The following is a 14,695-nucleotide window of genomic DNA, read 5'->3' as shown; positions in this document are numbered from 1 at the left end:
CCGGGGGTTCGACGATTCGGTCCGAAGTCCCGCCGGATACGAAATGAAGTATTAGCCTGAGTTTCGGGTGCAAGCTCCTTTACTGTGAACGATCGCCGACGCGCTCGCTCGTTCGCCGACCCACCGGGGGAATTCGTGGCCGATCTCCGTACCCTGCTCAGGACGGGCGATGCCGGCAATCGCCGCCGGGTCCTGCAGGCCCTGATGATCCGGGGCGGGAACCAGACCGACGTGGCGAAGTACGCCGGCATCGCGGCGGCGACGGCCGGCAACATCCTCAACGCCCTCGAGGGTGAGCGGGTGGTGCGGCGCCAGGCGTCCGGACGCGAGCAGCAGGTGAGCCTGCAACCGCTGACCGGCGTCGCGGTGGGCATCGAACTCGGTTTCCAACGCACGTCGGTGGTGGCCCGGCGTGTCGACAGCCCGCACCTGGCGCCGGTCGGCAGGCAGGACGACGTGGGCGCCAGGCACGGTGTCCAGGCCTGGTCGAACGCGGTGTTCGCGGCGGTGACCGCACTCGCGGAGGAACTGGGCGAATCACTCGACGACATGGCGACGGTCGGGCTGGCCGTCCCGGGCGCGGTCGATCCGCGCTCCGGGCTGCTGACCCCTCCGGTGTTCCCGCTGTGGCGCGACCAGCCCGAGCCGCGCGCCGAGTTGGAGCGGCTGCTGCGCGACAAGGCACGTCCCGGCACGCTGCGTGGCGAGTTGCGCGTGGCCATGGACAACGACGGCGCGCTGGGCGCGCTCGCGGAGAGCGTGCACTGCCACCCCGACGCGGAGATCCTGCTGTGGATCAAGGGATCGACCGGCGTGGGCGGCGGGTTGGTCGTCGGCGGCCAGGTGATCCGCGGCGGCAGTGGCTCGGCGGCGGAGATCGGCCACATCGTCGTCGATCCGGAAGGCGACTACTGCCAGTGCGGCGGACGCGGCTGCCTGGAAACCCTGATCGGGGCGAACACCCTGATCCGCAACGTGCGTTCGGGCCTCGGACAGTTGCCCGTCGCCGCGCAGCCGACCGACCTCTACCAGATCGCCGACAAGGCCCGCGCCGGCAATCAGGTGTGCCTGCGGGTCCTGCGCGAGGCGGCGTTCCACCTCGGCCTCGTCCTCGGCAACGTCTGCAACGTGCTCAACCCGAGTCTCGTCCTGCTCGGCGGGGCGCTGGGTTCCGCGCACGACCTGATCCTGGCGGATTGCCGGGCCGCGATCGACCGCACCGCGCTCGCCGCGGTCCGTCTCGACGCCTCCCGTCCCGAACTGACGGGCCCCGGCGATCCGGAGGCGAAACACCCGCGCTTCCGCCTGGAGCCGAGCCGGCTCCCCGACGCCATCGCCCGCGGCGCGCTCATCCTGGGCATTCAGGGCGCGGGTTTCGCCGAAAACCGTTGATAGTGCGGCGGATCACGTTTCATGGTGGGCATTGTCGCCCGTCCGTGGTGCTCGATTCGTTCATTCCGGAAGGTTCCCGCCGGGGTCCGACACCCCCGATTTCCGGGTCCCGTCGAGGCGGGGTCGAAAGCCGACCACCGCTTGTATGGTGGAGAAAACGTTTCGTGGCCGCCGCGGTGACGAGTCGAAGGCAGGGGAGTATGCGCAGGGTTGGCGACGCTCGCATGCCGGAATCACCGGAGGCTTCCGCACCCGAGGCACCGGAAGCGCCGGAAGCACCGGAAGCACCGGAAGCACCCGAGGACGCGGTGTCCGCCGACCCCGTGGAGTCCGCCGAAGCACCGTCCCTCGGCGACCCCCGAGCCGGTGCCTACCGGCCCCCGATGGTCGTCGCCGTCGGCTCGGTGCGCCGGGCCACCAAGGGCAGTGCCGCCAGCGGCAAGGCGGACGCGAATTCGCAGTTCTACTGGTGAACCCGTCCTCCGCGACGGCGCCCGGCCGCGCGCGGCTCGCCGAGGTCGGCGTGGCACCCGGGTTCGTCGTCGCGATCCGGGAGCGACCCGCACGCTCGCCGGCCGAACCCTCCGCCGATCCCGCGTCGTTGGGCCTGCCCGGTGACCCCGTGTGGTCGGCGTTGCCGGGGCTGCGCGTGTACGGGGCATGGCGGCCGGGGCAGGTGCGCTCGGTGGTGTACCGCGACGTGCGCATGGTGGTACTGGGACACTGCCTGGCGTCCGACGACCGGCTGGCGCGCGAGCTTCGCGACATGATCGAGCGCGAAGGGATCCGGGCCGAAGGGATCGAAGGCCGCGAGGACCGCGGGGGTCGCGGGTTCGACCTGCCAGGCGCCTACGTGTGCATCGTGGCCGCCCGCGACGGCGTGCGCATCCGATCCGATCTGGCCGGACAATACCCGGTGTTCGTCTCGCGCGCGGACGGATGGGCCGTCGCCGCGTCGCACGCGCGCCTGCTCGCTCGGCTGCACCGCCGCGAGCCCGACGCCGTCACCGCCGCCGCGCGGATCGCCTGCGCGCACGTGCCTCCACTGTGGGCGGACCGATCACCGTTCCACGACGTCGCGCGCGTGCCGGGCGGCGCGGTTCTTCGACTACGGCCCGGTGCGCCGCCCGTGGTCGGCCGCACCGGGACCCTCTTCGGCATCGACCCCCTCGCGCGCGGCGCACACACGCTGCACGACGCGCTGACCGAGGCCGTGGCCGCCCGCGGTGCCGCCGGCGCCGTGGCAAGCGACTTCAGCGGCGGACTCGACTCGACGACGCTGGCGTTCCTGGCGGCACGCTCCGGGCAGGGGCCGGTGGCGGCGGTGACATACCACCACCCGGACGCCCCGGCGGGCGACCTGGCCCACGCCCGGCGGTTCGCCCGTCTCGACGACCGGCTGCGTCACATCGTGGTCGAAGGCCGTCACGACACACTGCCGTTCGACCTGGACGCCGCCCGGAAACAACGGACGCACACGGCGCCCATCGGGCGGCCCGACGACGACGAACCGGTACCGGGCATGCTCGCCCGCGGTCGGTCGCTGCTGCGCCTGGCCGCCGTCGGGCCGACGGCCTGCCATCTGACCGGTGAGGGCGGAGACGCCGTTCTGGGCGCGTCCCCCGCGTATCTGGCCCATGTCGCGAGCCGCGGGCATGCGCGTACGTTCGCCCGGCACTGCCTGGCGCAGGCCCGACGCCACGACACCTCCGCCGCGGCGTTGGCCGCGCAGGCGCTGCGGACGGCCGGGACACCGGGCGCCGAAGCCCTCGTACACCTCGCCGCGGCGCTGCGGGCGGGGACGATCGCCGAAGGCCCCACCTCGTGGATCGACGGCGTGACGTGGTGGCCGCCCGTCGGCGAGGCGGTGTCGTGGCTGACACCGACGACACGTCGCGCGCTCGCCGACCGCGCGGAGCGGGCGGCGTGCGATGGTACACACCACCTCGACGGCGCCGCGGCGGCCGTGCACGTCGCCGGCGCCGCCGAATTGCGGCATTCGGCGGACGCGCAACGGCACCTGCGGGAACTCGGCCACCGGCACGGCGTCGACGTGCACGCGCCGTTCCTGGACGACCGGGTGGTGCGGGCGTGTCTCGCGGTCGCGCCGGGGGAGCGCGTCGATCCCGCGGGCGGCAAGCCGTTGCTCACGGCGGCGTTGCGCGGCACGGTTCCGCCCGCCGTGCTCGGCCGCCGATCGAAGGGCGACTACACCCGCGAGGAATACCTGGGCGCGCGGCGGGCCGAGCCGTGGCTACGGGCCTTGTGGGCGGATTCGGCCCTGGCGGACGCCGGCATCGTCGAACCGGCGGCGGTGTTGCGGAGCCTGGCACGGTTCACCGCGGGCGTCGCGGTACCGCTCGGCGCGTTCCGGCAACTCGTGGCCACGGAAGTGTGGCTGCGTGCCCGGCGAGAGGATCGACCGTGAGGATTCCCGCGCACGTGCGCCACGAGACGATGCCCGACGGCGGCGTGGTCGTGCTCGACTGCGCCGACGGCCAGTGGTACGTGTTCAACTCCGGCGCCCGGGACTTCTGGCTGTGCTGGTCGTCGGGACGAAGCCTCGCGCAAAGCGTCGCGGCCGTCGCGGACCGGCACCCGGACCTGCCGCGCGAGCGGATCACCGCCGACGGCACCGCGCTGCTACGTCAGTTGACCGCGCTCGGCCTGGTGGAGGCGGAAGGCGAGGCGCGGGTCGGGTCGAGGTCGAGCACCCGGGGGTGGGCCGCCCGCTTCGGGTTCGGCGAATTCGGGTTCGGCGAAGCCCCCTCGCGGGCGGTGGACCCCTCTCGGAGCGACGGGGCCGGCGCCGTTCCGGACGATGCGGCCCGCGCACGGCCGATGGCCCGGCGACGCGCGATATCCCGTCGACACCCGATGGGCCCACGACGCCCGGCACTCGGCCCACCGGTCGCCCTGGTGGGCGCCGCGCTCGCCGTGCGGCTGCCCTTCGCCGTCGTACACGGCGCGGTGCGCGCGACCCGGGGCCGATGGGCCTCGGCCCCGGAGGATCCGCGTCGGGCCGAGGAATACCTCGCGGCCCTGCGCCGCACCGCGCGCCGGTTCCCGGGGCGTGCCGCATGCCTGGAGATCTCGCTGGCCGCCGTCCTGCTGTCCGCCGCACACCGACGTCGCCTGGACTGGTGCCTGGGAGCGGCCCCCGATCCGTTCCGGTTCCACGCTTGGGTCGCGTGCGACGGCGCCGCGGTCGCCGCCTCGCTCTCCGCGCCGGAGGACGACGACGAGCCGCCGCCCTACCGCGCGGTCCTGACGGTCTGAACGCCCTTTGATCGCCGCACGGTTCGGATTGGCCGTTCCACGGACCCGGTGATGCCGTCGACCATCGAATCCGCAGTCCCGCCGAATTCCACCCACCACGTCCGACCATGCGAAATCCGAAGTCGCTCGGCACGATTTCTCGTGCCCGATCATGCCTACCTCGCACCAGAACGCCGTCCCTACGCTCCCCACACAGGTCGGTACAACACCGGCTCGCGTACTCGGAGGAGTGAGGCCACATGAGCGAGAACAAGCGTGGGCGAGGGCGCCGCAAGCCCTGGATCACGATCGCCGTCGAAGCCGATTTCACGATCGGCAGGCGCCAGATCATCCGCGCCGCGAAGATCCTCTGCGGCCTGCTGGTCGCCACCCTGCCCATCCTGCTGCGCGGCCTGGGCCTACTGCCCTGAATCCCGCCCCCACCCGCTCGGGGACCGTCCGGTGCCGGTGCGCCGGACGGGTCGCAATCGGGTGAATGCCGGCGTCGGCCGTCGAGGGATCGAGTGAGTGGCGCCATGTGGTGACTATTGTCCGAATATGAGACAAAACGTCTACAATCTCGCGGCCTCCGGTTTGAAGATCGACTGGAACCGGATGCCGACCTACAACACGATCATGTCCGTGGCGGCCGGAGCCGGGCTGCTGCTCGTGGTCGCGCTGGGTTGGCAACTCCTCTCACCCGGACGCCGGATCGTCCCGGAGGCGTGGGCGCTTGCCTTCGGGGCCCTGGCGTTCGTCCTGATCACGACCGGTCTGCACATGACCCTCACGTGGCCGCTGGCCGGTCAGGGATTCCCGTTCGACAACATCGTGTTCGGCGAGCCGTCGCTCGGCTTCGGCGTGCTGCTCGCGTGCGCGTCGCTGTACCTCTGGAAACGAGGAGCCGCCCTGGCGGAGGATCCGGACCGGCTGATCCGCACGGCGGGACTGGCGTCGCCCATCTCGGTCTTCGTGTTCGGCATGGGCCTCGCCTGCTTCGGGATCGCGGCGGCGGGCTGGAAGTACACCCTGTTCGCCGCGCCTCCCGAGGAGCCGATCTCGGGCGAGTTCGCGGATCATCCGATGCTGGAGGCGAGCTTCATCTCCAGCCTGTACGTCCTGGTCGGCCTCGGCGCGATTCTGTTCCCGCTCGCCCTGCTCCGCCCGAGGGGCTGGCCGGTACGCGTGGTCGGTGTGGTCTGGACCCTGTCCGGACTGGCCTTCCTGTTCTTCGGCGGGCTGAACTACTTCACCCACATCGGCCTGATCGTCAATACGATGTGACACCCGCCGCGCGTGTTGCCCCGTCGGGGGCCCGACCGGGCAACACGCCGAACTCCCGTTGCAAGCCGTCGATTGCCGGCTGGTGGTCGCGACGCGGCGGGTCACAGGGGGATGTGGCGCCGTGGGCTTCGGTTGGTTCGCCGAGGTGGTCGGGTGAGGGTGATCTGGCGCACGAGTTGATGCAGGCACGCGGTTATGGCGATGGCGGGGAGGGCGGCGACGACGACGCCGTGGACGTTCTTGGGTGCGTCGGCGACGGCGAGTGCCATGGACAGTCCGGCGAAGGTGACGGACACGATCCAGGAGTGCGCCGCTCTGTGGTGGTGGAGGCTGGAGCGCAGGATGGACAGGCAGGCCACGATCCAGGGGCCGTGGACGAGGACCGGCCACCATCGGGCCGCCAGGCCGTGCTCGGTGGCGGCGGCGTGGCGCAGTGGTTCCAAGGTGACGGCCGCGCCGAGGAGGCTGATCGTCGCGACCAGGACCACGATGGTCACGACCATGGTGTAGCTCAGCCGATCGAGTACCGGTGCGCCGGTGACCGTCTGCCGGGCGGGCTTGGGGGTCGTCGGGGTGCGGCGTCGGTGGGCGGCGGGAGCGCTGTCCCGGTGTGTGGAGGGTCTGTCGGGAAGTCCGTCGGTGGTGGTTGTGGGGGTCCCCGGAGCGGGCTGTTGCAGAAGCCGGGCGAGTTCCTTCTCGAATCGCCACTCCTGCGTCGTCTCTGACGAGAAGGGTGGGTCGGGCGGAACGCCCGTGTCGAAGGCCGACCACGCGTCGAGGCGGCGGGGCGGGGTGGTGCTGTCGTGCGAGGTCGGGATGATGGGCGAGGAGGACAGTTCGTGTCCGATGCCGTCGTACATGTGCCTCGTTCGTTGCTGTGTGCGATGAGGGTCCCGTGCCCCCGAGGACTTCGGGGCGTCACGACCGAAGGTGGACCACGATGTCGTCGAGGCGGCGCGAGAACGTGGCTGCGGTCAAAGCCATGGACAGGGCGAATCGCTCCATGTCGGCGGAGCAGTGCCGAAGCCGAACGCATTCTCCGCCACGCTTGAGGTGCGCGTTCGGCGACCAGCTGAGGAATGTGGCCGCGCGGGGGACGAGTACCCAGTCTCCCAATTGATAGCAGCGCCTGGTGATTGCGAAGGGGGGTGTGAGCGCGGCGGATTCATGAAGGGTCACATTCGATGAAACGACGCTCACCCTCGGAGCGGATGTGCGCCGTCGGAGTGAAATATCTCCGGTACCTCTACGTTTTCGGGTGTCGTCCTTTGGATGCATACGGCCACGAGAGGTGTCTCCCATCACGGAACGGCGTTCCGTTCGAACGGTGTTGTCGGGACGGAGAGTCGGCCACGATGCCGTGAATCGCGAGCAGGGTGTGCCGCCGCGTCGAATCCGTTTCCGCCGGATTCGACATTACGTCGGCTCACGAATCGCGGCCGTCGCGGTGATACGCACGCCACAGGCACGCCCGGCGCCCGGCGCGCGACCCCGGGAGTTCCCGGTGATATGGCCGGCCGCAGCCCGGGTCGTGAGGTCGGCGAGCCTTCGCGGCATCACGGATCATGGAGGCGGCGCATGGTGACGTCGCGATTCGACTTCCGCCCGCGGTCCCATGTCCCCGGCCCGTGCCCGGTGAATCCCGGGTGGTCCAGTCTTCCTTTCGGATTTCCTCGATCGCGAATCCTTCGGACGTCGGTGATCGTTTGTGAGGGCTCGTCGGTGTCCCGCGCGTATAACCGTGGGATTTCGAATCGGTGGCTTGACGCCTGCCCGAGAGCAGGGTCGGTGGGCGACGCCGGTACACGGTGGTGAACGCCGCCGCGGAGCATGCTACTGGGAATGTCCTCTCGGCAGCATAAGGCTCGTTATGTTTCACGCTTCTGGCGCATTGCACCCGGGGGGATCGGGTCCGGTGCGGACATGTTCGTCTCGTAGGGACTCACCAATCCGGTCACCCACAAGGTGGTACAAGAGGATGGATGACGACCGCCCGTTCGGCAAGAGTGCACGAACTCGCCGGATCACCCCGCCTCGTCGTCGAAGTGATCATGGCCACGGCCCGGGAGGCGTACCGGCTATTCGCCGCCGAGCCACAGGTCGGGGCCGAAGACCTCGTAGTGGATGTCGGCGGCGGGGACACCGCGTTCGATGAGCCGGGCGCGTATCGCGCGCATGAAGGGCAGCGGGCCGCACAGGTAGGCGCGCGCGGCGGTCGGGATGGCGATGTCCGTCAGATCCATGCGTCCCGCGCGGGCCTCGGATGTGCCCTCCGGGTCGGGCGATTCGTACCAGAAGTGCGCCGCCGCCGGAGCCAGTTCGGCGGCCAGTCGGGTGTGTCGCGCGCGCAGGGCGTGCTCGGCGGGAGAACGGTCGGCGTGCAGTACGGTGACGGGTCCGGCGTGGCCGACGCTCACGAGGTGGTCGAGCATCGCCACCATCGGGGTGCAGCCGATGCCGGCCGAGATCAGCAGCAGCGGCGCGTCGGCGTCGACGGACGGCACGTCGCCGTACGGGGCGGACAGGGTCAGTCGCGAGCCCTCGCGCACGTGCGCGTGCAGGTGGTTGGATACCTCTCCGTCGACCGTGCCGTGCACGCGCTTGACGGTGATCGACAGGGTCTCGGCGGGCGCCGCGGACAGGCTGTACTGCCTGATCTGCCGCGCGCCGTCGGCGAGTTCGACCTGAACGGAGACGTACTGCCCCGGCCGGAAGCGCGGTGCGTCCGCGCCGTCGACCGGCCGCAGCCGAAATGTGGCGACGTCGGCGGTCTCGCGCGAGCGCTCCACGACCTCCCAGTCGCGCCAGGTGCTTCCGTCGACGGCGCCGGCCTCGGCGTACAGGCGCGCCTCGACGGCGATCAGGGCGTTGGCCATCAGCCAGTAGACCTCGTCCCACGCGCGGGCGACGTCGGGTGTGACGGCCTCGCCGAGTACATCCACGATCGCCGCGAAAAGGTGGGTGTGGACGACGACGTACTGGTCACGGGTGACACCGAGCGACGCGTGCTTGTGGGCGATGCGGGCGATCAGGGCGTCGGGGCGAACCTGCGGGTGCTCGACGAGCGCGGTGGCGAACGCGGCGATCGAACCGGCCAGCGCCTGCTTTTGCGAACCGTCCGCCTGGTTTCCGCGGTTGAACAGGTCACGGAGGAGTTCGGGGTGGGCCGCGAACAACTTCTTGTAGAAGAGGTCGGTGATGTCGCCGATGGCCGCGCCGATCGTCGGGAGTGTGGCGCGGACGGTTGTTGTGGCCTGTTCGGACAACATGACGACTCCTAATTGGTATATCAGATGCGCATTAAAGGGCGAGAGAGGCGAGAGAGGGGTGCGAGATGGGCACGACGCGAAGGGTCGGGTCGGGAGGATTCAGCCGGACTCGACGGGCGCTCGGGCGATCATGCCGATCAGTGTCGGGCCGGTGGGTGAAGCGATCAGGTCGGCGAGGGTGATCGGGTCGAGCGAGGCGTAGAACGCCTCCTGTGCACGCCGAAGCGCCCCGCGCAAACGGCAGTTCGCGGCGAGTGGACACGGCGAGTCACCCTCGCAGGCCACCACGTCGCCGGCTCCCTCCAGTTCTCGGACCAGGGTCCCCATGGACGCGGACGCGGCGCCCGGACCCAGGCTCAGGCCGCCGCCACGACCGCGTCGCGCCTCGACCAGGCCGAGGTGCTGGAGGCGCGCGACCGCCTTGGCCGTGTGGGTGTACGGGATGTCGATCGCCTCGGCCACCCGGCGGGTGGTCAGGGACTCGTCCCGGGTGGCCGCGAGACACATCAGTGTCCGCAGCGCCACATCGGTGAACATGGCCAGTCGCATGTGGGGCACGCTATTTAATACGCATCGTGAATGCAAGTTAATGTCCCCGAGGACCGCCCCGACCGGGCGGCGCGGATCGAGGTCGCGCGTAGCCACCGCGTGTCATTCGCGGGCGACCGCGACGACGATGACGACCACCACGGCCAGGACCGCGAGCAGCAGCAGGGCGTAGACCACGAGCACGGTCAGCGCGCTACCGGCCTTTGCCGCGGCCCGCCAACCGGTAGCGGACAGGCCCGCGAACCTGCGTGGGATGTCGATGGGTTGGCCGGGCCGACGGTCGTGCCGGTGGCCCGGCCCGCCGGGCCCATCGGTGAGCCGGTCGCCGGGACGTACTCGGTGCGCCGGTTCGGGCACGGTGTGATCGACGCGGGTGGCGGCGGGTTGCACCGGCGAGGTCGGCCCCGGCGGCGGCGTGACGACTGTGGGGTGGGCGAAGTGCGGTTCGGCCGCCGCGAGTCGGCGACCCTCACGTTCGTACGCGTCGATCAGCAAGCGCCAACGGTCGGGGATCCGCAGGTCGGCGGCGTGCGGCAGGCCCGGCGACCGCCCCGGCTCGGTGAACGCGCCGAGCAGATCCGCGGTCCGTGGCCGGTCGTCCGGTTCGAGGGCCAGGCAGGGGAGGATCAACTCGCGGAGGCCGGCGGGCAGATCGGCCGGATCGATCCGGGCGCGGGCGACCAGGGCCAGCAGCCGCAGGTCGTTTCCCGTTTCCGGGTAGGGCGGACGCCCGACGGCGAGGTGGAAGAGCGTAGCCCCCAGCGAGTAGACGTCCGACGCCGCGGTGGACGGCTCGCCCCGAGCCTGTTCGGGGGAGGTGAACGCGATGGTGCCCAGGGTCAGGTGGGTCCGGGTGACGTCCACGGCGTGCGAGATGCCGAAGTCGATCAACCGCAGCCCCGCGTTCGGCAGCAGCACGTTCTGCGGCTTGAGGTCACGATGCACGATGCCCCCCTCGTGCAGATCCAGCAATACCGCGGCACAACTCGCGCCCAGTCGACGCACGCACGCCTCGTCGGCGGTGCCCCGGGAGGCGACGAGTTCGGCCAGCGAGGGGGCCGGGATGTACCGGATCGCCATCCACGGACGGGCCGCGTCGGGGTCGGCGGCCAGGACCCGCGCCGTGTGCTCGCCGCGTACGCGCCGCGCGAGCCCGACCTCGCGCGCGAACCGGCGACGCTCGACCTCGCCGACTTCGCCCCGGGCGAGCAGGGTCTTGACGGCGGCCAGACTGCCGTCCGCGGTCGAGCGAGCCAGGTACAGGCGCCCCATGCCACCGGAGGCGAGTCGGCCGATCAGGCGGTAGTCGCCGAGGCGATCCGGGTCGTCGCGGCTCAGCGGGCCGAGGCGGATCGCGGTGGGGGGTGGGGTGTCCGGGGCGTTCATCGCAGGCCGTTCATCGGGTGCCGTTCATCGAAGGCCGTACCTCGGGTGGGTGCCGATCGGTGGGTGCCGATCGGTGGGTGCCGATCGGCGGGTGTCGGTTGACGGGCGCGGGCCGCCGGCAACCGCTCACACCCGGGCCAGACACGCGACCTCACCGGTCCGGACCACGTAGCGGACGTACTCGTCGGAAGCCGCCGTGTCCCGGTCGTCTCCGCGGCAGTCCTGTCCGATTGCCGGGTATTCGGTGATTTTGAGCAACTCGCCATATCCGGACGGAAGTTGCTCCGTCCGGCAGTCCCAGACCTCGTGTACCTGCACACTCGTGATGTGCCGCCCTTCGCGTTTGCCCACAGTGCACTGACCGACCCGGTACAGGCGTTCCGCGCAGAGCACGAAGGTTTCCCCCTGCGGGAACGCGCGCAACCAGCCGATGACTTCGGGGCGGCTCGGGCAGGATCCACCGTTCACGCCGGGAACCGAGGTGACGCGTGCGTAGGCGTTCGGCAGAGCGCAGTCGACCACGCTCGGAGCCCGCTTCGCCCACTCGCCGGAGACCGGCGTCGAACCCAGGCAGTCACCCGGGGCCAGTGCTTCGAAGGCCCGATCGGTGGCACTGGGCTTCTTCGCCTGCTCGCCGTGCCAGTACGCGATCCCGAGGAAGCCGGCGATGGCGACGAGGATGGACACCATGAGCACCCGGACCGCTCGAACGAGCACCCGGGCCCGCCCTCCGGGCGCGGGCTCCGGTGGGTCGGCAGCGGTGCCGGCGTCGTCGGTGGTGGCGTCGGCGTCGCCGTCGGTATCGGCGTGGGTGGCGTCCCCGTCCCAGGACCACGCCGACAAGTCCCGCCCGTACCGGGCGTATTCCGTCACCAACGCCGACCATCGCGGCGGCAACCACCCGACGATCCGTTCGGCCGTGGGTGCCTCGGCGAGGTCCACCGACACCCTCGCCAGCACCTCCGCCGATGTGGGGCGATCGGCCGGCTCCAGGGCCAGGCACGGTCCGATCACCGGCGCCAACTCGGCCGGCAGACCGGTGAGATCCACGTCGGCTTCGGCCACCCGAGCCAGCAGCCGCATCATGTCCTCGCCCACCGGGTAGGGCGCACGGCCCACCGCGAGGTGGAAGAGCGTGGCCCCCAGCGAGTAGACGTCGGACGCGGCGGTCGACTCCTCGCCGCGGGCCTGTTCGGGGGAGGTGAACGCGATCGTCCCGAGTGAGAGCGACGTCCGGGTCAGGTCCTGGGCGTGCGAGATACCGAAGTCGATCAGACACGGCCCCTCGGCGGGCAGCAGCAGATTCTGCGGCTTGACGTCCCGATGCACGATGCCCTGGCGGTGCAGGCCGACCAGAGCCTCCACGGTGCCGCGGGCCACCCAGCGCACCGCCGAACCGGACAACGTCCCGGCATGGCTCACCAGTTCGGCGAGCGACGGGGCGGGGACGTACTCGGTGGCCATCCACGGGCGCTCGGCGTCCGGGTCGGCGGCCAGGACGCGCGCCGTGTGCTCGGCGCGCACTTGCCGGGCGATCTTGACCTCGCGGGCGAACCGACGCCGATTCACCGCGCCCACCTCGCCGTCGGCGAGCAGCGTCTTGATCGCGACGAGACCACCGTCGGTGCCGCGACCGAGATGGATCCGGCCCATCCCGCCGGAGGCGATCCGGCCGAGCAGTCGATAGGGCCCGATCCACGTCGGATCGTCGTCGTGCAACGGCTCGATGCCCGGTCCGGACATGCCCGCCCCTTCCCCCGAATGAACAGCCGGCAGTGTATCCGACTCCAACCACCGTGCGGCCGGGCCGAGTTCGACGCGTCGCGCACCGAAAGTCCAGGTCGAAGACCCGGGCCGGGCTGCACGGGAGAGCGGTGACGGGCGGTTCACGAATCCGTGCCGGATTCCGAATTCCCGCGCCTGCTCGAGCAGGAGCCGGTTTCGGCGAACCGCCGGTACGGGCGGCGAGAGTTCGACAGCATGGGGTGACCATCCGTCGGATTCAGGAGGCTCACGTGGGCAGGTGTCAGCGATCGACGGTGCGCGGGCGGGGCGGGACGACCTGCGGGAAGCCGACCGTGTCGGGCAAGCGCTACTGCGCCGCCCACATGGGCGGCAAACGCCCCAGCGGATCGCGGCCGAGGAAACGCCAGGCCAACGACGGGTGCGGCGGGATGCTCCTGGTGATGGTCACCACCGTGCTGATCGTCGTGCTCGGCATCCTGATGTGACGGGACCTCTCACGAGGCCGGCGCCCGCGGCGGTGGCCACGCCACGGACCATGCACGACGACCTGATCGCGCTTCGCCCCGGGGGCCTGGCGGCCCCCGATTTCGCGACCGCTCAGCGGGTCGTGTCGCGGAGTGCTTCCCCGGCCAACTGGCGCCGCGCATCCGCGAGTTCGTCGCCGATCGTGGCGGCGCGGTCGTGGTCGAGGTGGACCAGGCCCGGGTACTGCTCGTCGTTGCGCACCCGTTGCCGACGCAGATGGGTCGGCGGGTGGGTGGCGTCGACCCTGTGCCCGCGCAACGCGGAGACCCGACGCAGCCGTTCGTACTCCCGCTCCGGGATGCCTCGGACATGCGCCGCGAGGTTCGCCCACAGGCCCGCCTCGAGCTCGGCGCGCGACACCGGCCGCCCGACGCGGGTGTTCGCCACCACGGCCTGCCGCCGCAGCTCGGCGTCGACGGAGGCACCGATCAGGAGCCGATCCATGAGCTCCACGGCCGCCGCACTGGATCCGGCCCGGGCGGCGGTGCGGTCCGCGAGGTATTCGGCACGCTGCGCCGCGCCCACGGACAGGTGGTCGAGCAGGGCCAACACCCCGTAGACGCCCCATCGGGGCAGGAACATCAGCGAGTTGACCACCACGCTGCCCGGCCCCGGCCGCCGCGACGGAGCGAGCAGGTAGTACCAGACCCGCAACGAGCGCAACGTGCTCCCGACCACGACGCCGCGCCGCGTGTCGCCGTGGGCGTAGTGCCCGAGTTCGTGGCCGAGGACCGCGACGCGTTGTCGCGGCGTCAGCACCTCCCACAGGCCGAGCCCGAGATGGAGCATCCGTCGCTGCCGCAGACCGTATGTGGTCACGCCCGCGTTGAACCGCCCGTCGATCACCACCGCGTCCACCCCGGTCGTGCCGGCGACCGTCGCGATCTCGTCGATCAGCGCGAACAGCGCCGGTGCGGATGCCCGTTCGAGCACGGGAGCGTTCTTCGGCAGCGCGCCGAGCCGCGGTCGCAGCACCCAGGCCATCGCCAGGAACAACCCACCCAGAACCGGCCCGAACACGGTGCCCCAGGCCACGATCGGAAGCAACACGCCGAGCACGAGGAGCACCAGCGTCGTGGCATGCACCGGCACGGCCACCGCGTAGGTGAGCACCCGCTTCGCGTCGCGCGCGGGCCGGGCGTCCCCGCCGCGTTCGACCTCGGCGAGCAGCCGCTCCCCGTCGCGGTGTGCGAGCCGTCGTCGAGCCGCCTCGACGCGTCCCGGCGCGGGCTCCTCGGCACCGGCGGGATCCACGTTCCACCCGCACTCCGTACACCAGGCGACGA

General features: G+C 71.3%; 13 protein-coding genes. 7 read left to right on the top strand and 6 right to left on the bottom strand.

The window, feature by feature from the left end:
• The first annotated feature begins 135 nt into the window (after positions 1-135).
• The 6 genes from ACFRCG_RS37280 to ACFRCG_RS37255 all read left to right on the top strand — a co-directional run bounded on the left by ACFRCG_RS37280 (position 136) and on the right by ACFRCG_RS37255 (position 5,934).
• On the top strand, positions 136-1,392 hold the full coding sequence (locus ACFRCG_RS37280) for an ROK family transcriptional regulator (RefSeq protein WP_380039833.1): 1,257 nt from the start codon (positions 136-138) through the stop codon (positions 1,390-1,392).
• Between the two features lie 308 nt (positions 1,393-1,700).
• Positions 1,701-1,865, top strand: coding sequence for a lasso RiPP family leader peptide-containing protein (locus ACFRCG_RS37275; RefSeq protein WP_380039831.1), 165 nt, complete (start codon positions 1,701-1,703; stop codon positions 1,863-1,865).
• On the top strand, positions 1,862-3,820 hold the full coding sequence (locus ACFRCG_RS37270; protein WP_380039829.1) for an asparagine synthase-related protein: 1,959 nt from the start codon (positions 1,862-1,864) through the stop codon (positions 3,818-3,820). The genes ACFRCG_RS37275 and ACFRCG_RS37270 overlap by 4 nt, the downstream gene beginning before the upstream one ends.
• Positions 3,817-4,671 carry a lasso peptide biosynthesis B2 protein gene (locus ACFRCG_RS37265; RefSeq protein ID WP_380039827.1) on the top strand — a complete coding sequence of 285 codons (855 nt, stop codon included), beginning with the start codon at positions 3,817-3,819 and terminating at the stop codon, positions 4,669-4,671. Before ACFRCG_RS37270 ends, ACFRCG_RS37265 begins: the two co-directional genes overlap by 4 nt.
• A gap of 239 nt (positions 4,672-4,910) precedes the next feature.
• Positions 4,911-5,081: a hypothetical protein gene (locus tag ACFRCG_RS37260; protein WP_380010502.1), complete on the top strand. Its 171-nt coding sequence runs from the start codon at positions 4,911-4,913 to the stop codon at positions 5,079-5,081.
• A 127-nt stretch (positions 5,082-5,208) separates the two neighbouring features.
• Positions 5,209-5,934, top strand: coding sequence for a DUF981 domain-containing protein (locus ACFRCG_RS37255; RefSeq protein ID WP_380039825.1), 726 nt, complete (start codon positions 5,209-5,211; stop codon positions 5,932-5,934).
• Between the two features lie 101 nt (positions 5,935-6,035).
• On the opposite strand, the gene ACFRCG_RS37250 is transcribed toward ACFRCG_RS37255, so the two are convergent.
• The 5 genes from ACFRCG_RS37250 to ACFRCG_RS37230 form a co-directional block, all read right to left on the bottom strand.
• Complete coding sequence (locus ACFRCG_RS37250; RefSeq protein ID WP_380039823.1) at positions 6,036-6,794, bottom strand: DUF2637 domain-containing protein; 759 nt, start codon at positions 6,792-6,794, stop codon at positions 6,036-6,038.
• Positions 6,795-8,012: 1,218 nt separating this feature from the next.
• Positions 8,013-9,203, bottom strand: a complete 1,191-nt coding sequence (locus ACFRCG_RS37245) for a globin domain-containing protein (protein ID WP_380039821.1) — start codon at positions 9,201-9,203, stop codon at positions 8,013-8,015.
• Positions 9,204-9,302: 99 nt separating this feature from the next.
• Positions 9,303-9,752 (bottom strand): RrF2 family transcriptional regulator, encoded by a 450-nt coding sequence (locus ACFRCG_RS37240; RefSeq protein ID WP_380039819.1) that lies wholly within the window; start codon positions 9,750-9,752, stop codon positions 9,303-9,305.
• A 102-nt stretch (positions 9,753-9,854) separates the two neighbouring features.
• Entirely contained in the window at positions 9,855-11,138 is a 1,284-nt protein-coding gene (locus ACFRCG_RS37235) for a serine/threonine-protein kinase (RefSeq protein ID WP_380039817.1), read from the bottom strand.
• A 126-nt stretch (positions 11,139-11,264) separates the two neighbouring features.
• Complete coding sequence (locus tag ACFRCG_RS37230; RefSeq protein ID WP_380039815.1) at positions 11,265-12,881, bottom strand: serine/threonine-protein kinase; 1,617 nt, start codon at positions 12,879-12,881, stop codon at positions 11,265-11,267.
• 335 nt (positions 12,882-13,216) lie between these two features.
• Between ACFRCG_RS37230 and ACFRCG_RS37225 the strand changes: the two genes are divergently transcribed.
• On the top strand, positions 13,217-13,369 hold the full coding sequence (locus ACFRCG_RS37225) for a hypothetical protein (RefSeq protein ID WP_380039813.1): 153 nt from the start codon (positions 13,217-13,219) through the stop codon (positions 13,367-13,369).
• A 112-nt stretch (positions 13,370-13,481) separates the two neighbouring features.
• Here ACFRCG_RS37225 and ACFRCG_RS37220 read toward each other — a convergent pair whose 3' ends face one another.
• A complete protein-coding gene (locus ACFRCG_RS37220) occupies positions 13,482-14,663 on the bottom strand; it encodes a M48 family metallopeptidase (RefSeq protein ID WP_380039811.1) in 1,182 nt (393 codons plus the stop codon).
• Positions 14,664-14,695: the final 32 nt, after the last annotated feature.

This window comes from Embleya sp. NPDC056575, from assembly GCF_042793325.1.
In the GTDB taxonomy this organism is placed as follows: domain Bacteria; phylum Actinomycetota; class Actinomycetes; order Streptomycetales; family Streptomycetaceae; genus Embleya.
The sequence above is the reverse complement of the archived record's forward strand: the minus strand, read 5'-3'. Positions and strand labels throughout refer to the sequence as shown.